The sequence below is a fragment of the Brevundimonas naejangsanensis DSM 23858 genome (assembly GCF_000421705.1).
GTDB lineage: Bacteria > Pseudomonadota > Alphaproteobacteria > Caulobacterales > Caulobacteraceae > Brevundimonas > Brevundimonas naejangsanensis.
This window is the reverse complement of the sequence record NZ_ATXN01000005.1, coordinates 133,372-153,671: the sequence shown is the minus strand read 5'-3', so window position 1 is coordinate 153,671 and position 20,300 is coordinate 133,372. Positions and strand designations below refer to the sequence as shown.

Here is a 20,300-nt window from a genome sequence, read left to right as displayed (position 1 = left end):
AGGCAATCCAGAAGCTGAACCAAGGGGATGACCAGATGACCGACACGCTTGAGCTTTCGCACTGGATCGGCGGCGAGAAGGTCGCCGGAACGCGCACGGGCGAGAGCCTGAACCCGTCCGACACGCGCGACGTCGTGGCCCGTACCCCCAAGGGCGGGGCCGCCGAGGTCGATCAGGCGGTCGCCGCCGCCCGCGCCGCCTTCGGTCCCTGGGCCGACGCCTCGCCTGAAGTCCGTTCGGATGTGCTGGACCGCGCCGGAACCCTGCTGATGGAGCGCCGCGAAGCGGTCGGCCGCCTGCTGTCGCGCGAAGAGGGCAAGACCCTGGCCGAGGGCATCGGCGAGACGGCCCGCGCCGCCCGCATCCTGAAATTCTTCGCGGGCGAGGCCCTGCGCCTGCACGGCCAGAACCTGGCCTCGACCCGGCCCGGCGTCGAAATCCAGACCTATCGTCAGCCGGTCGGCGTGTTCGGCCTGATCACCCCGTGGAACTTCCCCATCGCCATCCCGGCCTGGAAGATCGCCCCCGCCATCGCCTTCGGCAACACCGTGGTCATCAAGCCCGCCGGCCCGACCCCGGCCACGGCCGAGGCCCTGATCGCCATCCTGCATGAGGCGGGCCTGCCCAAGGGCGTGGTCAACATGGTCATCGGCGACGGCGACGTCGGCCGCGCCATCGTCGCCCACCCGGACGTGGACGGCATCAGCTTCACCGGCTCGCAGAAGGTCGGCGCCGGGGTGGCCGAAGGGGCGATGAAACGTCAGGCCCGCGTCCAACTGGAAATGGGCGGCAAGAACCCGCTGATCGTGATGGACGACGCCGATCTGGACCGCGCCGTGAACATCGCCCTGGACGGCAGCTTCTTCGCCACGGGCCAGCGCTGCACCGCCTCCAGCCGCCTGATCGTTCAGGACGGCATCCACGACCGCTTCGTCGCCGCCCTGGCTGAGAAGGTCGCCTCCTTACGCGTCGGCGACGCTCTTGATCCGTCCACCCAGATGGGCCCTGCCGTGACCGAGGCCCAGCGCGATGTGTCCTATGACTACATTGACATCGCCGCGTCCGGCGGCGGCCGCGTCGTGGCGGGCGGCCAGCGCCTCAACCTCGACAAGCCGGGCTGGTACGTCCAGCCGACCCTGATCGTCGACACCCTGGCCGACGCCCGCATCAACAACGAAGAAGTGTTCGGCCCCGTCGCCTCGACCATCCGGGTGGCCGATTTCGAGGAGGCCATGACCATCGCCAACGGCGTCGAGTTCGGCCTGTCGGCGGGCATCGTCACCCAGTCGCTCAAGCATGCGCGCGAGTTCCAGCGCCGGGCGCGGGCGGGCATGACCATGGTCAACCTGGCCACCGCCGGGGTCGACTATCACGTCCCGTTCGGCGGCACGAAGAAGTCCAGCTACGGCCCCCGCGAACAGGGCTTCGCCGCCGCCGACTTCTACACCCAGATCAAGACCAGCTACTCGGCCTCTTAAGAGTAAAGCCCTCCCCCTTTGCGGGGGAGGGTTCGCCGGCGACTAGCCTTTGAACCCGTCCTTGGCCGCACGGCGCCGGGCGAAGTCTTCGGCGTCGTGGGCGCGCAGGAAGGGGTTGAAGCGGCGCTCGACCCCGACCGTCGTCGGCACCGTCGCCTCGCCTCGTTCGCGCGCGGCGAAGATGGCCTCGGCGTGGGCCTGCAAGGCCGCGTCGGCGTCCGGCAACGACAGGGCGAAGCGGGCGTTCGACGCCGTATATTCATGGGCGCAGTACAACGTCGTCGCCTCGGGCCAGCCGGCGATGCGGTTGAGGCTCTCCCACATCTGCTCAGGCGTCCCCTCGAACAGCCGCCCGCAGCCCAGGGCGAAGATGACGTCGCCGACGAAGGCCAGGCCGTCGTCCGCCGCATGATAGACCACATGGCCCAGCGTATGGCCGGGCGACAGCACCACGTCGAAGGCCGTCTCGCCCAGCCGCACCGCCTCGCCATCGACCAGCACATGGTCCAGCGGCGCCGCGCGGCGCACCTCCTCCGGCCCGGCGATCTCGCAGCCCGTCTCGGCCTTCAGCCGTTCGTTGCCGCCGGTGTGGTCGGGGTGCCAGTGGGTGTTCAGGATCAGGTCCAGCCGCCCCCAGCCCAACGCCTCCAGATCGTTCAGGACCGCCTCGGCGTCCGGCGTGTCGATGGCCGCAACCAGCCCGGTCGCCTCATCGCGGATCAGAAAGCCGTAGTTGTCGGACAGGCAGGGGAACTGGCGGACGGTCAGGGTCATGGGGAGGTCTCCGATCAGGCGGCATCCTAGCAGGCCTACATATAATTTTCCGCTCATCCCGGCGGACGCCGGGACCCAGTCCTTTGGCCAAAGACGCAGCATGTGAATGAAGGGCGCCCTTCAAGTGTAGATATGGCGGCTCTCACTGGATCCCGGCGTCCGCCGGGATGAGCGGTTTTAAGCAGGAAAGCCGACATCCGCCGCGAAATCCGCCATACTGCCCCCCATGCGCCGCAGCATCGACGAGCTCCGCACCTTCTACGGCGAACCGACCGGGGCGCTGGCGCGGCGCATGCTGGCGCGGCGGCTGGACGACGCCTGGGGCGAGGCGAACGGCTGCGACGTGCTGGGGCTGGGCTACGCCACCCCCTGGCTGGACGCCTTCATCGGCGCCCGACGCGTCATCGCCGCCATGCCGGGCGGTCAGGGCGCCGAGCAATGGACGGCGGCCGGGCGCAACCGCACCGCCCTGATCGACGAGCGCCGCCTGCCCTTCGCCGCCGGAACCTTCGACCGCATCCTGCTGGTCCACGCCCTGGAAGAGGCGGACGATCCCAAGGCTCTGCTGACCGAGGCGGTGCGCGCCCTGGCGCCGTCGGGCCGCGTCATCCTGGCGGCGGCGGCGCGCGGCGGCCTGTGGGCCCGCGCCGAGGCCACCCCCTTCGGCCACGGCCGCCCCTTCACCCGCAGTCAGTTGGAGCGGCTGGTGCGCGAGGTCGGCCTGGAGCCGGTCGCCTGGTCCCAGGCCCTGTACGTCCCGCCGTGGCGCCCGCTTCTGGGTCTGGCCGACGGACTGGAGCAGGTGGGCCCCAAGTTGTTTCCCGGCGCAGCGGGCCTGATCATGCTGGAGGCCACGCGCCAGGCCTACGCCCGCGTCCGCCCGCGCGGCCTGGCCCAGACGGTGCTGGCCGGACGGCCCGCCCTGACTCCCTCGCCCGCCGCCCGCGACCACGCGCCCGCCTCGCACCCTATGGGCGCCGCGCGCAAACAGCCTTAAAGCCAGCCTCATGCAAAGACTGATCCTGATGCGTCACGCCAAGGCCGAAGCCTCGGCGCCCGGCGGCGACGTGGACCGCGCCCTGAGCCCGCGCGGCCTGCGGGACGCCGACGCCGTCGGCCGCGCCCTGGCCGAGCGGGGACTGAAGCCGGACATGGCCCTGGTGTCCGGCGCCCGGCGCACGCGCCAGACCTGGGATCAAGCCAGCGAGCATTTCGGCGACGTCGAACTGCGCGTGTCCGACAACCTCTACAACGCCTCGGCCGACGTGCTGCGCCGCGCCGTCGAGGCGTCCGAGGAAGAGGCGGGCTGCCTGCTTCTGATCGCCCATAACCCCGGCATTCACCAGTTGGCGGTCGAATATCTGATCGAGAGCGCCGCCTCCCCGTCGGTGCTCGACAAGATGAGCGGCGGCTTCCCCACCGGGGCGGCGGCTGTCTTCGCCGTCGATGTCGCCGGGCGCCCCTCCTATGAGGGCTGGCTGACCCCGGAGGCCCTCTAGGCCATGACCGACCTGCCCCACGTCGCCTTCAAGATCCTGAGCCGCGCCGACTGGCGCGCGACCCTGGCAGAGGGCCGCTATGACGGTTCGGCCGTGGACCTCGCCGACGGCTACATCCACCTGTCGGCCGCCGATCAGCTGGAGGCCACGGCGACCAAGCATTACGCCGGTCAGACCGACCTGATGCTGGTTGAGGTCGATCTGACGGCCCTGGGCGACGCCCTGATCTGGGAGCCGTCGCGCGGCGGCGCCCTGTTCCCCCACATCTACGGCCCCCTGCCCGTCGCGGCGACGCGCGGCGCGCGCGCCCTGTCGGTCAGCGCCGACGGCCGCATGATCATCGAAGAGACCGCCTGAGCCAGAACATGAGCATGAGCCTGACCGACCTGGGCGCTGTCCTGCTGCGCCAGATGGACCCCGAAACGGCCCACCGCCTGGCCATCCGCGCCCTGCAGCTGACGCCCCTGCCCGCCCCCAGCGCCGACGACCCGATCCTGAAGACCGTCATCGCGGGGCTGGAGATGTCCAACCCCGTCGGTCTGGCCGCCGGTCTGGACAAGAACGGCGAGGCGCTGGAAGGCCTGTCGCGGCTGGGATTCGGCGCGGTTGAATGCGGCTCGGTCACCCCACGCGCGCAAGCGGGCAATCCGAAACCGCGCCTGTTCCGCCTGTCGGAAGACCGGGCGATCATCAACCGCATGGGCTTCAACAACGAGGGGCTGGAGCCGTTCGCCGCCCGTCTGACCCGGCGCCCGACCCGCACCGCCATCGGCGCCAACCTGGGCGCCAACAAGGATACCGAGGACAAGGCCGCCGACTATGTCGCAGGGCTGAAGAGGCTGGCGGGACTGGCCGACTATTTCACGATCAACATCTCCTCGCCCAACACGCCGGGGCTGCGCGCGCTTCAGGGGCGCGAGGCGCTGGACGACCTGCTGAGCCGCATCCATGAGGCCCGCCCCGGCGACGGCGCTCCGGTCTTCCTTAAAATCGCGCCCGATCTGATCGGCGAAGAGATCGGCATGATCGTCGAGGCCTCCATCGCCCACCGCATCGATGCCCTGATCGTGTCCAACACTACGCTGGAGCGGCCAGCCTCCCTGCGTTCCGCATTCGCAGGCGAGAGCGGCGGCCTTTCAGGCGCCCCGTTGAAGCCCTTCGCCCTGAAGGCCCTTGAGGCGGCGGCCGAGGCGGCGGACGGGCGCCTGCCGCTGATCGCGGTGGGCGGAATCGCCAGTGGCGAGGACGCCTTCGCCCGCATTCGCGCCGGCGCCTCGGCGGTCCAGGTCTATTCGGCCCTGATCTATGAAGGGCCGGGCCTGATCGGCCGCATCAAGCGCGACCTGGCCGCCCGCCTGCGCGCCGAAGGCTTCGCCAGCATGGCCGAGGCGACCGCCGCCCGCCGTTGACGGAGCATTAGCAACCCTCGGTCGATGATGAACCAATGGGCCCAGCGCCCGTTTGGAACGTCGTATGTCCGACACTATCGCCGACGCCCACATCGGGTGGGCGCCCGCCATTCGCCAACGTCGCAAGGCGACGATGCAGCGCCTTGTCACGGGCGGCGCGACGGCGCTTGTCTTCAGCCCCATTCTGGGACTGGCGCCCGCCATGGGGTGGCTGGCCGTCTATGTCCTGATCCAGGGTGTTGAGGCCTGGCTGGCCGAGCCCGTGCTCCAGGGCCGTCAGGAGACGCCAAAGGGCTGGCGCGGGCTGGCGATGGACGCCGTTCTGGCGCTCAACGCCGGCTGGCTGGGTTTCCTATCCGTGCCCCTATGGCTGATCGGCGGTCCGATGGGCGGTTTCGCCGCCTCCGTCCTTCTTTCAGCAGGCTCGATCAACTCCGTGATCATGTCGGCCGGCAACATGCGTGTGTTCAGCTTCACCGTGCTGCCCCAGCTCGTCTTCATGGCCCTGACGCCCATGTTCATGGCCTTGTGGGGGGCCGAGCGGTCCCTGATCATCGCCGTGGCGATCGGCGTCTTCTGCTACGCCCTGTTCTGCTTCAACACGCGCGCGCGCCTGCGCAACGCCATGCTGGCCGAACGCCACGCCCTGGCCGAAGCCGAACGGGAACGTCGCCAGGTCGAGACCGCCATGACCGAACGCAGCGCCTTCATGGCCGCCGTCGGCCATGACCTGCGCACGCCCATCAGCGCCATCCTGACCGGCGCCGACTATCTGCGCGCCGCCGCGCCTTCGACCGCCGCGCGACAGCACATCGCCCTGATCGAGGACGCCGGGCTGATGATGAAGGCCCTGCTGGACGACCTGCTCGATCACGCACGGCTGAACGCAGGCCGTATGCACGTCGAGAGCAACGAGTTCGACCTGCGCCTGATGCTGGCCCAGACCGCAAGGCTGTGGCAGGGCCAGGCCCGCGCCCAGGGTCTTCAACTGCGGCTGGAGGGCGCGCGCGAGACGCCCCGCTGGGTGCGCGGCGACGCCATGCGCCTGCGCCAGGTGCTGAACAATCTGATCTCCAACGCCATGAAGTTCACCGAGGTCGGCACGGTGACGCTGAAGGTCCGCAGTTGGATGGACGACGAGGGCGCCTACGCCCTGCTGATCGACGTCGCCGATACAGGGCGCGGCATGAGCCCCGGCCAACTCCAACGTCTTTTCACGCCTTTCGACCAGACCAGGGACGGCGTCGCCGCCCGCTTCGGCGGTTCCGGCCTCGGACTGGCGATCAGCCGCGACCTGATCGAACTGATGGGCGGGCGCCTGACGGTGCGTAGCGAACCCGGCTGCGGCTCCCAGTTCACCGTGGCCCTGAGCCTGCCTCAGGGACGGCGCGATGCGGCCGCAGACGACATCCGCGATGAGCCGATCACCCCGCTGGCCGCGTCCGCCCGCCTTGACCCGCTGGCTCCCCCGCCGAACATCGCTCCTGTAGCCCCGCCTTCGCAGCCCCTGCCTTCGCCGCCTGCGTTCGAGGACGATGCGGCGGACGCCCGGCCTCTGCGCGTTCTGGTCGTCGACGATCACGCCATCAACCGGCGCGCCATCCAGCTGATCCTGCAGGCCTTCGACTGCGAGATCGTCATGGCCGAGAACGGCCTGGCCGCGCTTCAGGCATGCGAGGGCCAGGTCTTCGACGTCGTTTTCATGGATGTGCGGATGCCGGAACTGGACGGTCGCGAGACCACGCGACGTCTGCGCAAGGGCGGCGGCCCGAACGCTGGCGTTCCCGTCATCGCCGTAACCGCCGACACCGAGCCGGAAGACATGAGCGCCTGCCTGGCCTCGGGCATGAACGCCTTCGTATCCAAGCCCCTGACCCCGGCCGCCCTGCTGGACGCCCTATCCCGCACTCTGGACGCCGCCGCCCAAGACGAAGCGGACGCCGAGGCCGCAGCCTAGGCTGTTTCCGGGCGCAGCGCCGTGATCAGGCGCTCTTCCCAACCCGGCTGTCTGAGGTCGCATTCCCACAGGGTCAGGACGCGCCAGCCCGCCGCCGTCAGTTCGTCGGCCACGCGAGCGTCCCGGGTGCGGTTGCGGTCTATCTTCGCGATCCAGTAATCGGCGTTGCCCTTGGGCTGGCGGGCGCCGCGCGGGCAGTCGTGGCCGTGCCAGAAACAGCCGTGGACGAAGACGACCGTCTTTCGCCCCTTCATCACCAGATCCGGCCGCCCCGGCAGGCCGCAACCGCCGAGGCGATAGCCGATCCCGGCGGCCCGCAAGACGCGGCGGACCTTCATCTCCGGGCCGGTGTCCCGGCCTTTCACGCGCCGCATGACGGCGCTGCGTTGTTCGGGCGTGAAGACGTCGCCCACCGCCTCAGCCCCGCGCGCGGCGGGCCGACCAGCGGCGGGCGACGCCGGGAATCACAGCTGGGCCAGCAGGTGCTCGGCCGCGGACACCTTGAACTCGCCGCCCTGCTCGATGTTCAGTTGATCGACCACGCCGTCCTTGACCAGCATGGAGTAACGCTGCGAACGCTCGCCCATGCCGAAGCCCTTGGCGTCCAGGGTCAGGCCGACCGCGCGGGTGAAGTCGCCGTTGCCGTCGGCCAGCATGACGATGTCGTCGGCGCCGTTCAGATCATTGGCCTGGGCCCAGGCGCCCATGACGAAGGCGTCGTTGACCGAGACGCAGGCGACGGTGTCCACGCCCTTGGCCGCCAGGTCGGCGCGGTGGTCGACATAACCCGGCAGGTGGCGCGCCGAGCAGGTCGGGGTGAAGGCGCCCGGCACGGCGAACAGGGCGACGGTCTTGCCGCCGAACAGCTCGGCCGTCGTGACCGGCTTGGGGCCCTCGGCGGTCATGGTGGTCAGGGTCGCCTCGGGAATGCGGTCGCCGATCGAAAGGGTCATGTCGGGGTCTCCGGATGTCGGCCCGGACGATCCGGAGCGCGATGAGGTTCAGATAGAGAGCCCCGGCCCGAACGCCAAGCGTCGAGGCGGCGACCGTCTTGCGCACTGCGGCCCGCACACCGATGATAGGGGCATGAAGACCTCCTCCTCCCCGGCGGCCTCCTCTCTGACCGGACGTCTGCTGGTCGCCATGCCCGGCATCGATGACGACCGTTTCCGGCACGCCGTCATCCTGATCTGCGCCCACGACGACGACCACGCCCTTGGCGTGCGGCTGGACCAGCCCGCGCCCGGCGTTTCCCTGGCCGATGTGCTCGAAACGCTGGATACGCCGACCGACGACCGCGTGCGCGGGCGCCATGTCCTGATCGGCGGCCCGGTCGAGCGCGAGCGCGGCTTCGTCCTGCACACCGACGACTGGATCAGCGACGACACCAGCCTCAGCTTCGGCGAGGGGCTGGCCCTGACCGGCACCCGCGACGCCCTCACCGCCATGGCCGACGCCGAAGGCCCGCGCCAGTCGATCCTGCTGCTGGGCTATGCGGGCTGGGGCGAGGGTCAGTTGGAGGAAGAGCTGAACGAAAACGTCTGGCTGACCGCAGAAGCCGACGACGCCCTGATCTTCGACACCGACTACGACACCAAATGGAGCCGCGCCCTGGCCGGCCTCGGCGTCGACGCCGCCCGCCTGTCCAGCCAGAGCGGCCGGGCCTGAAAAGACCCTCTCCCGCCGGGAGAGGGTTTTCTTACGCCGAGCGTCCCTTGATCGGAGCGACGCCGTCGGCGAGGGACTCGTTCAGATAGACCTCGGCCTCCTGCGCCGGCAGGGCGGGCGCATAGCCGAATCCCTGGCCGTAGTGGCAGCCGTCGGCCAGCAGCAGCTGCGCCAGCCCGGCGTTCTCGACCCCCTCGGCCACGACTTCCAGCGCCAGATCGCGGCCCAGGTTGACGACCGATTTGACGATCTTGGCCGAGCCTTCGTCCTTGTCCATCGTCAGCACGAAGTAACGGTCGATCTTCAGGGTGTCGAACGGCAGCTTGGCCAGGTAGGACAGCGACGAGAAGCCCGTGCCGAAATCGTCCAGCGCCAGGCTGGCCCCGGCTTCGCGCAGGGCCTTCAGCACCTCGGCGGCCCGGGCGGTGTCGCGCATGATGTCGCCCTCGGTGACCTCCAGCTTCAGGGCGCCGCGCGGCAGGCCCGTCTCCTTGATGATGCGGGCCACGTCCTCGACCAGATGGGGGCGCTCGATCTCGCCGACCGACAGGTTGACGCTGCAGAACAGCCGCCCCGCGTTCGGATGGCGGGTCAGCCACTCGTCCAGTTGACGCGCCGCCTGGGTCATCATCAGCAGGCCCAGTTCGTTCATCAGGCCCATTTCATCGGCCAGGGTCAGGAACTCGTCCGGCGGCACCAGACCGCGCCGGGGGTGGCGCCAGCGCGCCAGCGCCTCGAACCCGGCCACGGCGCCGGTGTTCAGGTTCACGATCGGCTGGAAGAAGGGTTCGATTTCGCCCCGTACGAGGGCGTTGCGCAGGTCCGCCTCCAACGCCAGACGCGACAGGCTGTCGCTTTCCAGCGCCCGGCCATAGGCCGCAGCACCGCCGCGCCCGGCCGTCTTGGCCTGTTCGACCGCCAATTCGGCGCGGCGCAGAAGTTCGGCAGGGTCCGGGGCGTCCGGACCGCCCTCAGCCGTCACCGCGCCGATGGAGACGGTGGGGTAGATGTCGAAACCGGCCATGCGCAGCGGCTGCTCCAGCGCCTCGCGCATCCGTTCGCCCCCGCCGGTTCCCCCGCGCTTCACCAGAACGGCGAACTCGTCCTCGCCGATCCGGGCGGGGGAGCAGTCTTCGGAAAAAGCCGCCGACAACCGCGACCCAAGGGCCGACAACACCAGATCGGCCCGCTCGTGCCCCAGGGCCTCGTTCAGGCGGCGCAGGCGGTCCAGATCGCCGACCACCACCTCATAGTCCCCCGGCTGCGCCAGGGTTTCCGCCACGCGAACCAGAAAGGTGCGCCGATCCAGCAATCCGGTCAGCGTATCCCGGTCGGCGCCTGCGAACTTGGTTTCCAGGGCGACGATGCCCGCCGCGCGCAGTCCGTCCTCCAGCCAGACGCCGCGCCACAGACAGGTCTCGCACCCGCGCATCCGCAGGCGCACGGCGATCTCGGTCCCTTCGGCCTGCGGCTTCAGCAGGCGGTCGGCCAGGGCGCGGTCCTGCGGCATGGTCAGGGCGGTGAAGGCCGCGCCCGAACACTGCGGCGCCAGCGGCCCCAGCCCCAGCGGCCGGGTGGCCCCGGTGAAACGGATCTGATCCTCGGCGGGCGTCCATATCCACAGAGCGGCGTCCGCCGCAGCCAAGGCTTCGATGGCCGTGGTGGGATCCCACGTCAACGCTCTGGATCTTGCACTCAAAGCGTACCCGCTAAACTGGCTGAGGAAGGGTCGGCGCGAACTCGGTGTTCAAAACGCCGAACAGAAGATGATCTGCCCAGCGGCCGTTAATTTTCAAATAAGCCCGCGCCAGACCCTCATGACGAAAGCCCGCCTTTTCCAGCACCCGGCGCGAGGGATAGTTGGTCGGCAAACACGCCGCCTCGACCCGGTGCAGCTTCAGAGGCCCGAAAGCGTAGGTCAGCATGGCGCGCACGGCCCGCGTGCCGACCCCGCGCCCGGCATGCGGCTGGCCGACCCAATAGCCCAGCGTCCCTGTCTCGGCGACGCCGCGCCGGATGTTGGACAGGGTGACCGCGCCCAACAGGGCCTCGTCCTCGCCATCAAAGATGAACAGGGGCCAGGCCGTGCCCAGCTCCATTTCGCGCGCATAGACGCCCAGCCGGCGACGAAAGGCGGCCCGGGTCAGGTCGTCCTCGGGCCAGGCAGGCTCCCACGCCTGAAGATAGGCGCGCGACTCCTCGCGCAGGGAGGCCCACGCCATATAGTCAGAGGGGCGCGGCGGACGCAGCACGACACCCTGCCCGTTCAGGACCGGTCCGGTCGCCTCGGCCATCCAGTCGAACAGGGCCATGAAATCAGGATAGCGCGTCGCGGCCCCGGCGTCAGCCGCCGGTAACAAAGATGATGTCAGCCGCCGGTTGCAGAGATAGCGTCAGGCTCCGGCTGCGGACATGGCGGCGCGGAAGGCGGCGCCCGCCCCACCCGCTGCGCGCGGCCCCAGTACGGCGCTGGCCGAACGGCCCGCCGCCGCCATTTCCCGCCCCACAGCGCGCAGATCCTCGGCGCCTTGAGCCTCGATGCGGGCCGCCGTCGTCTCGGACGAGACCGGCGCCCCGAACACCAGGGTCTGTCCTGCGTTCCGCCCCGCGCGGCTGGCCGGGCTTTCATCCGCCATCCACAGGCTGGCGTTCAGCACCGCCTTGGCGCGCGCCAGCTCCTGCGGCGTCGGCCCCCGCTCGGCCAGGTCCAGGATTTCGGCGGCGCAGACTTCGGCCAGTTCCGTCGACCGCTCGGCCGCCGCCCCGGCGTAGACGCCCAGCAGCCCCAGATCGTCATAGGTCTCGTGATAGGCGTCGATGGCGTAGGCCAGACCCCGATCCTCGCGCGCGCTCTGGAACAGGCGCGAGGCCATGCCCCCGCCGAGGATTTCGGTGAACAGGCGCAGGGCGGGCAGCCGCTCGTCGCGCGCGCCGATAGTCGGCAATTGGAACACCAGATTGGCCTGTTCGATCTTGCGCGTCAGCCGCGCCTCGCCGCCGACGAAGACGGCCGGCGGCAGCGCTTCCGTCGGCGTCGCCGTCTGATGGCCGAACCAGGTCTCGGCCAGCGGCAGAAGCTCGTCTTCGTCCACCTCGCCCGAGACGGCCACCACCATGCGGTCGGGCGAATAGAGACGTCGGCGCCAGTCGCCGATCATCTCACGCTCGACCGGCGCCAGGCTGGCGATCGAGCCCAGGATCGGCCGCCCCAGCGACTGCCCCACGAAGGCGCGCGTCTGGGCCATCTCGAACACATGGTCGTCGGGGGTGTCGAAGGCCTCGGCGATCTCCTGGGCCACCACATCCTTCTCACGCTCGATCTCCTCGGGCGCCAGGGTCGGGCGGAACACCAGGTCGGACAGCACCTGCATGGCCAGCGGCAGGCTGCCCTTCAGGGCGCGGATGTCGAAACTGGTGCGTTCATAGCCGGTGGCGGCGTTGATCGAGCCGCCCTCCGCCTCGATGCGCTCGACGATCTCGCGCGCCCCCATGTCGCCCGCGCCCTTGAAGACCAGATGCTCCAGCAGGTGCGACCAGCCGGACCGGGCTTCGTCCTCCATGCGGGCGCCGCCGTTGACGGCCACGGTCACGGCGATGGTGCGCAGGCCGGGCATGGGGTCGCACACGACGCGCACGCCGTTGGAGAGGGTGTGAAGGCGAGCAGTCAGATCGATTGTCCTCAGGAAGAACGGTAACGGCGGACCATCACGGCCGCATAGAAGCCGACCAGCACCGCCGCCAGGCCGAACCAGGTCAGGGCGTAGCCCAGGTGATTGTTGCTGAAGGCGGCGGGCGGCGCCACGGGCCGCAACGCCGTCAGCTCGGGATTGGCCGAGGTCGTCGCATAGACGGTGTAGGGCGACACCATTCCGGTCACCCCCAGAGCCTGCGCCATGGCCGTCCGATCACGGCCGTAGAAGAGCTTGCCCGATGGCGGCGGCGTCAGGGCGTTGGGCTCCGGCGCCCGGCGCACCACGCCCGCGATCACGACCGGCATGGCCGCATCGGCGCGAACCGCGGGTCGGTCAGAGACTTCGTCGGGCACGAAGCCGCGATCGATCAGCACTATGCCGCGCCCCTCGACCGGACAGGCCGAGATCAATCGCACGCCGGCGTCGCCGTCCTCGATGCTCTGAAGCTCGACGAAGGGCGCCGTGTTCAGACCGCGACAGGTCACGATCGCCTGACGGAACTCGGGATCCTCCAGCGCCAGCACGCTCTCAAGCGGAACCGGCGCCTGGCGGGCGGCGGCCTCGGAGCGGGCGATCAGGTCCAGCTTCCATTGCAGCCGCTGCGCCTGCCACACGCCCAGGGTCAGCAGCAGGGCCAGCGCCAGCACCGCCACGACGGTCAGCACAATGGGGAAACGAGGCCGGGCGGCGTCGGTCATCGGGTCTCTCGGGGTGAATCATCGCTGCGCTGACGCAGCATCTGAAGCGCCGTCATCAACCCCTTTCCCGGCCGCATCAAGGCCAGGGCCAGACCCGCCGTCAGCGGCAGCCAGATGATCAGGTGCAGCCAGATCGGCGGGCTGAAGGCGATCTCGACCGCCAGGGCCGAAAACCCGACCAGAAAGCCGGCGATCTGCATGATGAAGGTGGCCGCGCCGTCGCCCGTCTCGACCGCGCCCAGATCAAAGCCGCAGGCCTCGCAGGACGCGCGGCGCTTCAGAAAGCCCTCGAACAGCGGCCCGCGCCCACAGGCGGGACAGCGCCCCATCAGCCCTGCACGCACAGCGGGCCAGACAAGCAAATCGGCGCGGGACCTGGGGCCCCGCGCCGACGAAAGCTCGACTTGTCCGTCGTGTTCGATCAACCGAAGACGACGTACATGAAGACGAACAGGAACAGCCACACCACGTCGACGAAGTGCCAGTACCAGGCGGCGGCTTCGAGGCCGAAGTGCTTCTGCGGCGACATCTGACCGGCTTGCAGGCGCAGCAGGCAGACGGCCAGGAAGATGGTGCCGACCGCGACGTGGAAGCCGTGGAAGCCCGTCGTCATGAAGAAGATCGAACCGTACAGCTTGGCCTGGGCCGCGTCTTCGCTGAAGAACAGGTGGCCGTGCAGGATGTGGTAATACTCATAGGCCTGAACGCCGGTGAACAGCAGGCCCAGCAGGACGGTGATCAGCAGCCCCATCTTGGCGGCCTTGCGGTCGCCGACGATGATGGCGTGGTGCGCCCAGGTCAGGGTCGTGCCCGACAGCAGCAGGATGACCGTGTTCATGAGCGGCAGGCTCCACGGATCCAGCAGTTCGACGCCCGTCGGGGGCCAGGTCTTCCAGGCGGCGGCGGTGTCCATCCAGTTGCCGACCTCCGGGATGATCGCACGCGATTCATTGAAGATCGCCATGTCGAAGAACATCCAGAAGAAGGAGACGAAGAACATCACTTCCGAAGCGATGAACAGCACCATGCCGTAACGCAGGCCGATGCCCACGACGGGGGTGTGGTCGCCCTTGCGGCTTTCCTTCACCACATCCGACCACCACGAGAACATGGTGAACAGGACGCCGGCCAGGCCGACGAAGAACATCCACTTGGTGCCGGCTTCGAGGCCGAACAGCCCCTTCATCCACACGACGGCGCCGACGAACATGACGCAGGCGGAGAAGGAGCCGACCAGCGGCCACGGGCTGGGGTCGACCAGGTGGTAGTCGTGTTGCGGTTTCGCGTGCGCGTCGGCCATTCCTGGAGTCTCTGTAATCAAGGCGAGAATGTTTGAAGAGGGCTATAGCCCCCGCTATCCGGCTTTGCCAACAGCAGAGTCGTTCGCAGCCGCCTGCTGGAAGCCCTTCGTCGGGAAGAAGGTGTAGCTGAGCGTGATCTGGCGTACGCCCTTGACCTCAGGGTCGGTCGCCAGTTCCGGGGCCACAAAGTACTGAATGGGGAAGGAACGGGTCTCTCCCGGCCCGATTTCCTGACCTTCGAAGCAGAAACACTGCAGTTTCTGGAAATAAGGCCCCGCCCGCTCGGGCACGACATTATAGGCCGCCGTGGCGTGCAGGGTCTGGTTCGAGGTGTTGGTCACCTCGAAATAGGCCATGCCGGTCTCGCCGATCCGCACCTTCTGGCTCAGCGTTTCGGCGCGGAAGGTCATCGGCAGGTCGCGCACATTGGTGTCGAACCGAATCAGCACCTCCTGATCCAGGATCTGCGTCGGGGCCGCCTCGGCCCTCTTCACCGTGCCGTCGAAGCCCGTCACCTGACAGAAGATGCGATAGAGGGGCACCGCCGCGAAGGCCGCGCCGGTCATCGCCAGCACCAGAGCCGCGCACAGAATCGCGACCTTGTTCTGCTTGGTCACGGCTGGGCTGCCTCCGTAGCGCCAGGAGCGTCCGGCTGGACCGGGGGCGGCAGGGCCGGATCGGCCCGCTCCAGCGTCGCCAGAGCCTCGGCCTCGGCCGCCTTGCGCGCCTCGTTGTTGGCGCTCATCCGCGACAGGGTGACCAGATAAACCAGGGCGATGAAGCCCAGCAGGCCCAGGGCGATCGCCACATTGCGGCGCTTGCGCGCGCGGACCTGCTCATCGGTCAGTTTGACGTATTTGAGTTGGGACATAGGGGTTTAGCCTCCAACGCCAGGCAGGTGCTCGACCAGCAGGGCTGAGAACAGCGCCATAAGATATAGAATGGAAAAGGCGAACAGGTTGCGGGCCGGTTTGGCCTCGGCCCTGACGTCATACAATGCGGCCTCTCGTCCCACGGCCTCGGCCTTGTCGGGCTGATCGCCGGCGCGCGAGCGATAAAGCCGCAGCGCCAGGCCCAGGAAGGCCACGCCGCCGACGATCGACACCACCAGATAGATCGGCCCGCCCAGTCCCGTCAGCGCCGGGGCGATCGCCACCGGCACGAAGACCAGGGTGTAGAGCAGGATCTGCAGGCGGGTGGACTTGGCGCCGCGCGCCACCGGCATCATCGGAATGCCCGCCTTGGCGTAATCCCCGGCCGAATAGAGGGCCAGGGCCCAGGTGTGCGGCGGCGTCCAGGTGAAGATGATCAGGAACAGCAGCCAGGCCTGCCACGGGGCGTCGCCCGTCACGGCCGCCCAGCCGATCACCGGGGGAAAGGCGCCCGCCGCTCCGCCGATGACGATGTTCTGCGGCGTGCGGCGCTTCAGCACCAGGGTGTAGAGCCAGGCGTAATAGACGATGGTCAGGGCCAGCAGCCCCCCCGCCAGCCAGTTGGTCGTCATGCCCAACAGCATGACCGAGAAGACCGACAGCACCATGCCGAAGGCGATGGCGTCGTTCTTGCGCACGCGTCCGGCGGCGACCGGACGGCCGCGCGTGCGGCGCATCAGGGCGTCGGTCTCGCCCTCGACGGCCATGTTGAGCGCGCCGGCCGCGCCTGCGCCCACGGCGATGCACAGGATGGCGACAATGGCGTTGATCCAGTCCAGCCGCCCCGGAGCCACGATCAGGCCGGTGACGGCGGTGAACACCACCAGCGACATGACGCGCGGCTTCAGCAGCTGGAAGAAATCTTCCGGCTGGGCGCTGGTGACGAGCGGGGTCTCGCGGGCGTGGTGATCGGTCATGGTCATAAAGAGCAAAGGCCGCCCTTCCGGTTGCGGAAGGGCGGCCTCTCCGAGTCTATCCGATAAGGATCAGTGGTTGTCCGCCTTGACCACCGGCAGTTCGTTGAACTGGTGGTGCGGCGGCGGCGAGGACAGGGTCCACTCCAGCGTGGTGGCGCCTTCGCCCCACGGGTTGGCCTCGGCCTTGCGGCGACGGATGGCCGACTCCAGCAGCATCACCATGAAGACGCCGACGCCGACGATGGTGATGACATAGCCCACCGAGGAAACGTGGTTCCAGTAGGTGAAGGCTTCCGGATAGTCGACGTAACGACGCGGCATGCCCTGCAGGCCCAGGAAGTGCTGCGGGAAGAAGATCAGGTTCACGCCGATGAACATGATCCAGAAGTGCGCCTGGCCGAGGAACTCGTTGTACTTCACCCCGAACATCTTCTCGTACCAGTAGTAGAAGGCGGCGAAGATCGAGAAGATGGCGCCCAGCGACAGCACATAGTGGAAGTGCGCCACGACGTAGTAGGTGTCGTGCAGGCTGTAGTCGATGCCGGCGTTCGACAGGACCACGCCGGTCACGCCGCCGACGGTGAACAGGAAGATGAAGCCCATCGCCCACAGCATGGGCGTCTTGAAGGTGATCGAGCCGCCCCACATGGTGGCGATCCAGCTGAAGATCTTCACGCCCGTGGGCACGGCGATGATCATGGTCGCCGCCACGAAATAGGCGCGCAGGTTCACGCTCATGCCGACCGTATACATGTGGTGCGCCCACACGATGAAGCCGATGAAGCCGATGGCGACCATGGCGTAGGCCATCGCGAGGTAGCCGAAGATCGGCTTCTTCGAGAAGGTCGAGACGATGTGCGAGATCATGCCGAAGCCCGGCAGGATCATGATGTACACTTCGGGGTGGCCGAAGAACCAGAACAGGTGCTGGTACATCACCGGGTCGCCGCCGCCGGCAGGGTCGAAGAACGACGTGCCGAAGTTACGGTCCGACAGCAGCATGGTGATGGCGCCCGCCAGAACCGGCAGCGAGATCAGCAGCAGGAAGGCGGTGATGAGCACGCCCCAGGCGAACAGCGGCATGCGGTGCAGGGTCATGCCCGGCGCGCGCATGTTGAAGATGGTGGTGATGAAGTTGATCGCGCCCAGGATCGACGAAGCGCCCGCGACGTGCAGCGAGAAGATCGCCAGGTCGAACGACGGCCCTGCGTGACCCATGGTCGACAGCGGCGGATAGGAGGTCCAGCCCCCGCCGAACCCGCGCCCCGGCCCGCCGTCGACGAACATCGACAGGATCAGCAGGCAGAAGGCGAAGAAGATCAGCCAGAAGGAGATGTTGTTCAGACGCGGGAAGGCCATGTCCGGCGCCCCGATCATGATCGGGATGAAGTAGTTGCCGAAGCCGCCCATCGTCGCCGGCATGACGACGAAGAACACCATGATCAGGGCGTGCGCCGTGACGGTGGCGTTATAGCCGTGCTTGGAAGCCTCAACTAGGCCCAGATACTGGACGAAGGTGCCTTCCTTGAAGAGCTGGATGCCCGGCTCGGCCAGTTCCCAGCGGATCAGGCCCGACAGGGCGCCGCCGATGAGGCCGGTGAAGATGGCGAACATCAGGTACAGAAGCCCGATGTCCTTGTGGTTGGTCGACAGGAACCAGCGGGTGAAGAAACCCGGCTTGTGGTCGTGCGGATCGTGAACAGCTGCGGTGGCCATCGGTCTGGGCTCTCGCGTCTCTCTTACTGAGCAGCCGGCGCGGCGGGCGCGGCGGCGGTTGCGGGGGCCGCAGGCGCGGCGTCGGTCGGGGCGGCTGCGTCAGCAGCCGGAGCGGCGGGCGCTTCGGCGGCGGCGGGCGCGGCCGCAGCAGCGGCTTCATCAGCCGCCTTGGTCATGGAGCCGCCCTTTGAAGCGACCCATTCGGCGAAGGCCTGCTTGCTGACCACCTTGACGTGGATCGGCATGAAGGCGTGGTCGACGCCGCACAGCTCGGAGCACTGGCCGTAGTAGTCGCCTTCCTTCTCGGCGCGGAACCAGGTCTCGTTCATACGGCCCGGAACAGCGTCGACCTTGATGGCGAAGGCCGGGACGGCGACGGCGTGGATCACGTCCGAAGCGGTGATCAGCAGGCGGACGTTCTCGCCCACCGGCACCACCATCGGCTCATCGGCGGCCAGGCGGTACAGATGCTTGGGCGCCTTGTCCTCCGGCAGCATGTTCGAGATGTACTCGGCCACGCCCTGGTCCGGATATTCATAGCCCCAGTTCCACTGGTTGCCCGTGATCTTCACCGTGACGTCCGCATCCGGATAGTCGTGATAGGCGAACAGCAGACGGAACGAGAACAGGGAGATGCCGACCAGGATCAGCACCGGCACCACGGTCCAGATGATCTCGATAACGGTGTTGTGGCTCCACTTGGCCGGGGTCGGATTGGCGCGCTTGTTGTAGCGGATCGCGATCCACACCAGCAGCACCAGCACCAGAACGCAGATCGCGGTGATGATCGGCATCAGCACGACGTTGTGGAAGAAGTGAGCCTCATGCGCCAGCGGCGCGGCGGCCGTCTGCAGGCCCAGGCCCGCCGGAGTCGGCTGACCCAACACATCCTGCGCCATCGCCGGCGCGGCGAAAATGGCGGCAAGGGCGGTCGCGGCGATACCGCCTCCCAACCGCGCCATGGCTCGCATGCCCATCCCCATTCGAGAAGTCCTCATTAACCGTTCAGCAGCAGACGTTTGCGAGCAATTCGCAAGCGTCGCCGGGCCCAGAGGACCTCGGCGTGTCATGGGCCGGTCCTTATCGGCTCGGATCGCCCTTGCCAAGCGATCAAGCGCACCTAGGGCGCCGTCTCGACAAAATGCGGTCGATTAATTCGCTGTCATGTTTGAACAGCTACCTTGCACCACAAGATACCTTGCGATACCTCTTCGTCATCCAGACAGGGATGCCCAAGAGGGAGGCCCGCAGGGAGGCCATGCGCGACACCATCGACGTTCAACTGAAGAAAGGCGTGCTGGGGCTATGCGTCCTGGCGCTGCTCGCCCGGCGCGACAGCTACGCCTATGAGATCGCCAGCCGCCTGTCCGACGCCATCGGCATGGGCGAAGGCACCATCTATCCGCTGATGCGGCGGATGCAGACCGACGGCCTGGTCGAGACCTACCTGGTCGAATCATCCAGCGGCCCGTCGCGGAAATATTACCGCCTGACCGATGCGGGGCGCCGCGCCCTGGACGGCCAGACCGGCGAGTGGCGGGCCTTCGCCCGCGCTGTCGAGGCCCTGATCGCGGGCGATGAAGGCGAAGCCGTCATCGTCGCCGAGGCCCCGGCCGAGACGCCCGCCCTGCTTGACCAGAGCGCCCAAACCGAATCGATCGCCCAAGCTGACAGGGGAGAGGACCAATGAACCGCGCGGAATTCCTGGCGCGCCTGCGTCGCGGCCTGGTGGGCCTGCCCGCCGCCGCCGCCAATGAGATCGTCGCCGACTACGAAGCCCACTTCGCCGACGGCGCCGCCGCCGGGCGCAGCGAGGCCGAAGTGGCCGAGGCCCTGGGCGATCCCGATCGCCTGGCCCGCGAACTGAAGGCCGAGGCCGGCGCCCAGCGCTGGCGTCAGGAGCCGTCGGCCTCGTCCGCCGCCGGGGCCGTGTTCGGCATCCTGGGTCTGGGCGCCATCGACATCCTGATCCTTCTGCCCATCGCCCTGCCCGTCTTCGGCACGGTGCTGTCGCTGCTGCTGGGCGGGGTCGGCGTCTTCATCGCCGGCGGCTTCGTCATGGTGGCGGGCGCCTTCACCGGCCTGCCGGGCGGAGCGCTGGCCGCCGCGCTGCTGGGCGTCGGCCTGATGGGTCTGGGCATCTTCATGGTCGGAACCATGGCCCTGCTGACCAAATGGCTGATCGACGCCACCGTCTGGTACGCCCGCCTGCACTACCGCGTCGTCAAACCCGCCCTGGAACCCCAGGCCTGAAGCCAG

Annotated in this window: 22 protein-coding genes and 1 pseudogene; 9 read left to right on the top strand and 14 right to left on the bottom strand. The window is 68.4% G+C overall.

Annotation, left to right across the window (positions count from 1 at the left end; all coding sequences use genetic code 11):
- Positions 1-35: 35 nt before the first annotated feature.
- On the top strand, positions 36-1,478 hold the full coding sequence (locus H556_RS0111815; RefSeq protein ID WP_024354626.1) for an aldehyde dehydrogenase family protein: 1,443 nt from the start codon (positions 36-38) through the stop codon (positions 1,476-1,478).
- A 42-nt stretch (positions 1,479-1,520) separates the two neighbouring features.
- Here the strand turns inward: H556_RS0111815 and gloB are convergent, their stop codons facing one another.
- Positions 1,521-2,252 carry a hydroxyacylglutathione hydrolase gene (gloB, locus tag H556_RS0111810; protein WP_024354625.1) on the bottom strand — a complete coding sequence of 244 codons (732 nt, stop codon included), beginning with the start codon at positions 2,250-2,252 and terminating at the stop codon, positions 1,521-1,523.
- A 226-nt stretch (positions 2,253-2,478) separates the two neighbouring features.
- Here gloB and H556_RS0111805 point away from each other — a divergent pair, with 226 nt between their 5' ends.
- The 5 genes from H556_RS0111805 to H556_RS0111785 all read left to right on the top strand — a co-directional run bounded on the left by H556_RS0111805 (position 2,479) and on the right by H556_RS0111785 (position 7,117).
- A complete protein-coding gene (locus tag H556_RS0111805; protein ID WP_024354624.1) occupies positions 2,479-3,249 on the top strand; it encodes a class I SAM-dependent methyltransferase in 771 nt (256 codons plus the stop codon).
- Between the two features lie 10 nt (positions 3,250-3,259).
- Positions 3,260-3,751: a SixA phosphatase family protein gene (locus H556_RS0111800; protein WP_024354623.1), complete on the top strand. Its 492-nt coding sequence runs from the start codon at positions 3,260-3,262 to the stop codon at positions 3,749-3,751.
- A gap of 3 nt (positions 3,752-3,754) precedes the next feature.
- On the top strand, positions 3,755-4,108 hold the full coding sequence (locus H556_RS0111795) for a DUF952 domain-containing protein (RefSeq protein WP_024354622.1): 354 nt from the start codon (positions 3,755-3,757) through the stop codon (positions 4,106-4,108).
- A 14-nt stretch (positions 4,109-4,122) separates the two neighbouring features.
- Positions 4,123-5,160 (top strand): quinone-dependent dihydroorotate dehydrogenase, encoded by a 1,038-nt coding sequence (locus H556_RS0111790; RefSeq protein ID WP_024354621.1) that lies wholly within the window; start codon positions 4,123-4,125, stop codon positions 5,158-5,160.
- 64 nt (positions 5,161-5,224) lie between these two features.
- Entirely contained in the window at positions 5,225-7,117 is a 1,893-nt protein-coding gene (locus H556_RS0111785) for an ATP-binding protein (protein ID WP_024354620.1), read from the top strand.
- On the opposite strand, the gene H556_RS0111780 is transcribed toward H556_RS0111785, so the two are convergent.
- Positions 7,114-7,530, bottom strand: a complete 417-nt coding sequence (locus H556_RS0111780) for a very short patch repair endonuclease (protein WP_024354619.1) — start codon at positions 7,528-7,530, stop codon at positions 7,114-7,116. The two genes, H556_RS0111785 and H556_RS0111780, sit on opposite strands and share 4 nt — an antisense overlap.
- A 51-nt stretch (positions 7,531-7,581) precedes the next feature.
- Positions 7,582-8,070, bottom strand: a complete 489-nt coding sequence (locus H556_RS0111775; protein ID WP_024354618.1) for a peroxiredoxin — start codon at positions 8,068-8,070, stop codon at positions 7,582-7,584.
- A gap of 133 nt (positions 8,071-8,203) precedes the next feature.
- Here H556_RS0111775 and H556_RS0111770 point away from each other — a divergent pair, with 133 nt between their 5' ends.
- Positions 8,204-8,785: a YqgE/AlgH family protein gene (locus tag H556_RS0111770; protein ID WP_024354617.1), complete on the top strand. Its 582-nt coding sequence runs from the start codon at positions 8,204-8,206 to the stop codon at positions 8,783-8,785.
- A 31-nt stretch (positions 8,786-8,816) separates the two neighbouring features.
- Here the strand turns inward: H556_RS0111770 and H556_RS0111765 are convergent, their stop codons facing one another.
- The 11 genes from H556_RS0111765 to coxB form a co-directional block, all read right to left on the bottom strand.
- Positions 8,817-10,484, bottom strand: a complete 1,668-nt coding sequence (locus H556_RS0111765; RefSeq protein ID WP_024354616.1) for a putative bifunctional diguanylate cyclase/phosphodiesterase — start codon at positions 10,482-10,484, stop codon at positions 8,817-8,819.
- Between the two features lie 10 nt (positions 10,485-10,494).
- Entirely contained in the window at positions 10,495-11,145 is a 651-nt protein-coding gene (locus tag H556_RS0111760) for a GNAT family N-acetyltransferase (protein ID WP_415288355.1), read from the bottom strand.
- Positions 11,146-11,178: 33 nt separating this feature from the next.
- A complete protein-coding gene (locus H556_RS0111755) occupies positions 11,179-12,399 on the bottom strand; it encodes a M16 family metallopeptidase (protein ID WP_155802484.1) in 1,221 nt (406 codons plus the stop codon).
- 65 nt (positions 12,400-12,464) lie between these two features.
- Positions 12,465-13,175 (bottom strand): SURF1 family protein, encoded by a 711-nt coding sequence (locus H556_RS0111750; RefSeq protein WP_024354613.1) that lies wholly within the window; start codon positions 13,173-13,175, stop codon positions 12,465-12,467.
- Positions 13,172-13,504: a DUF983 domain-containing protein gene (locus tag H556_RS15730; protein ID WP_035302999.1), complete on the bottom strand. Its 333-nt coding sequence runs from the start codon at positions 13,502-13,504 to the stop codon at positions 13,172-13,174. The genes H556_RS0111750 and H556_RS15730 overlap by 4 nt, the downstream gene beginning before the upstream one ends.
- 92 nt (positions 13,505-13,596) lie before the next feature.
- Positions 13,597-14,475 (bottom strand): cytochrome c oxidase subunit 3, encoded by an 879-nt coding sequence (locus tag H556_RS0111740; protein ID WP_024354611.1) that lies wholly within the window; start codon positions 14,473-14,475, stop codon positions 13,597-13,599.
- A gap of 54 nt (positions 14,476-14,529) precedes the next feature.
- Entirely contained in the window at positions 14,530-15,093 is a 564-nt protein-coding gene (locus H556_RS0111735; RefSeq protein WP_024354610.1) for a cytochrome c oxidase assembly protein, read from the bottom strand.
- The gene (locus H556_RS0111730; RefSeq protein ID WP_024354609.1) at positions 15,090-15,347 is read right to left on the bottom strand and encodes a hypothetical protein; all 258 of its coding nucleotides are present in this window, start codon (positions 15,345-15,347) and stop codon (positions 15,090-15,092) included. Before H556_RS0111730 ends, H556_RS0111735 begins: the two co-directional genes overlap by 4 nt.
- A gap of 6 nt (positions 15,348-15,353) precedes the next feature.
- Complete coding sequence (gene cyoE, locus H556_RS0111725) at positions 15,354-16,331, bottom strand: heme o synthase (protein WP_029673570.1); 978 nt, start codon at positions 16,329-16,331, stop codon at positions 15,354-15,356.
- Between the two features lie 63 nt (positions 16,332-16,394).
- Complete coding sequence (ctaD, locus tag H556_RS0111720) at positions 16,395-18,041, bottom strand: cytochrome c oxidase subunit I (RefSeq protein WP_024354607.1); 1,647 nt, start codon at positions 18,039-18,041, stop codon at positions 16,395-16,397.
- Between the two features lie 23 nt (positions 18,042-18,064).
- Positions 18,065-19,024 (bottom strand): cytochrome c oxidase subunit II, encoded by a 960-nt coding sequence (gene coxB, locus H556_RS0111715; protein WP_024354606.1) that lies wholly within the window; start codon positions 19,022-19,024, stop codon positions 18,065-18,067.
- A gap of 275 nt (positions 19,025-19,299) precedes the next feature.
- On the opposite strand from coxB, the pseudogene H556_RS15725 reads away from it, so the two are divergent.
- Positions 19,300-19,623, top strand: a pseudogene (locus tag H556_RS15725) (PadR family transcriptional regulator); the annotation flags it as partial.
- 104 nt (positions 19,624-19,727) lie between these two features.
- Positions 19,728-20,294, top strand: a complete 567-nt coding sequence (locus H556_RS0111705) for a DUF1700 domain-containing protein (RefSeq protein WP_024354604.1) — start codon at positions 19,728-19,730, stop codon at positions 20,292-20,294.
- Positions 20,295-20,300: the final 6 nt, after the last annotated feature.

Coding starts and splice junctions, on each gene's coding strand:
- H556_RS0111730 (WP_024354609.1), bottom strand. CDS start 15,347: ATGTCCCAACTCAAATACGTCAAACTGACCGATGAGCAGGTCCGCGCG.
- gloB (WP_024354625.1), bottom strand. CDS start 2,252: ATGACCCTGACCGTCCGCCAGTTCCCCTGCCTGTCCGACAACTACGGC.
- ctaD (WP_024354607.1), bottom strand. CDS start 18,041: ATGGCCACCGCAGCTGTTCACGATCCGCACGACCACAAGCCGGGTTTC.
- H556_RS0111790 (WP_024354621.1), top strand. CDS start 4,123: ATGAGCCTGACCGACCTGGGCGCTGTCCTGCTGCGCCAGATGGACCCC.
- cyoE (WP_029673570.1), bottom strand. CDS start 16,331: ATGACCATGACCGATCACCACGCCCGCGAGACCCCGCTCGTCACCAGC.
- H556_RS0111800 (WP_024354623.1), top strand. CDS start 3,260: ATGCAAAGACTGATCCTGATGCGTCACGCCAAGGCCGAAGCCTCGGCG.
- H556_RS0111815 (WP_024354626.1), top strand. CDS start 36: ATGACCGACACGCTTGAGCTTTCGCACTGGATCGGCGGCGAGAAGGTC.
- H556_RS0111750 (WP_024354613.1), bottom strand. CDS start 13,175: ATGACCGACGCCGCCCGGCCTCGTTTCCCCATTGTGCTGACCGTCGTG.
- H556_RS0111775 (WP_024354618.1), bottom strand. CDS start 8,070: ATGACCCTTTCGATCGGCGACCGCATTCCCGAGGCGACCCTGACCACC.
- H556_RS0111705 (WP_024354604.1), top strand. CDS start 19,728: ATGAACCGCGCGGAATTCCTGGCGCGCCTGCGTCGCGGCCTGGTGGGC.
- coxB (WP_024354606.1), bottom strand. CDS start 19,024: ATGGGGATGGGCATGCGAGCCATGGCGCGGTTGGGAGGCGGTATCGCC.
- H556_RS0111755 (WP_155802484.1), bottom strand. CDS start 12,399: ATGCCCGGCCTGCGCACCATCGCCGTGACCGTGGCCGTCAACGGCGGC.
- H556_RS0111795 (WP_024354622.1), top strand. CDS start 3,755: ATGACCGACCTGCCCCACGTCGCCTTCAAGATCCTGAGCCGCGCCGAC.
- H556_RS0111740 (WP_024354611.1), bottom strand. CDS start 14,475: ATGGCCGACGCGCACGCGAAACCGCAACACGACTACCACCTGGTCGAC.
- H556_RS0111770 (WP_024354617.1), top strand. CDS start 8,204: ATGAAGACCTCCTCCTCCCCGGCGGCCTCCTCTCTGACCGGACGTCTG.
- H556_RS0111805 (WP_024354624.1), top strand. CDS start 2,479: ATGCGCCGCAGCATCGACGAGCTCCGCACCTTCTACGGCGAACCGACC.
- H556_RS15730 (WP_035302999.1), bottom strand. CDS start 13,504: ATGGGGCGCTGTCCCGCCTGTGGGCGCGGGCCGCTGTTCGAGGGCTTT.
- H556_RS0111785 (WP_024354620.1), top strand. CDS start 5,225: ATGTCCGACACTATCGCCGACGCCCACATCGGGTGGGCGCCCGCCATT.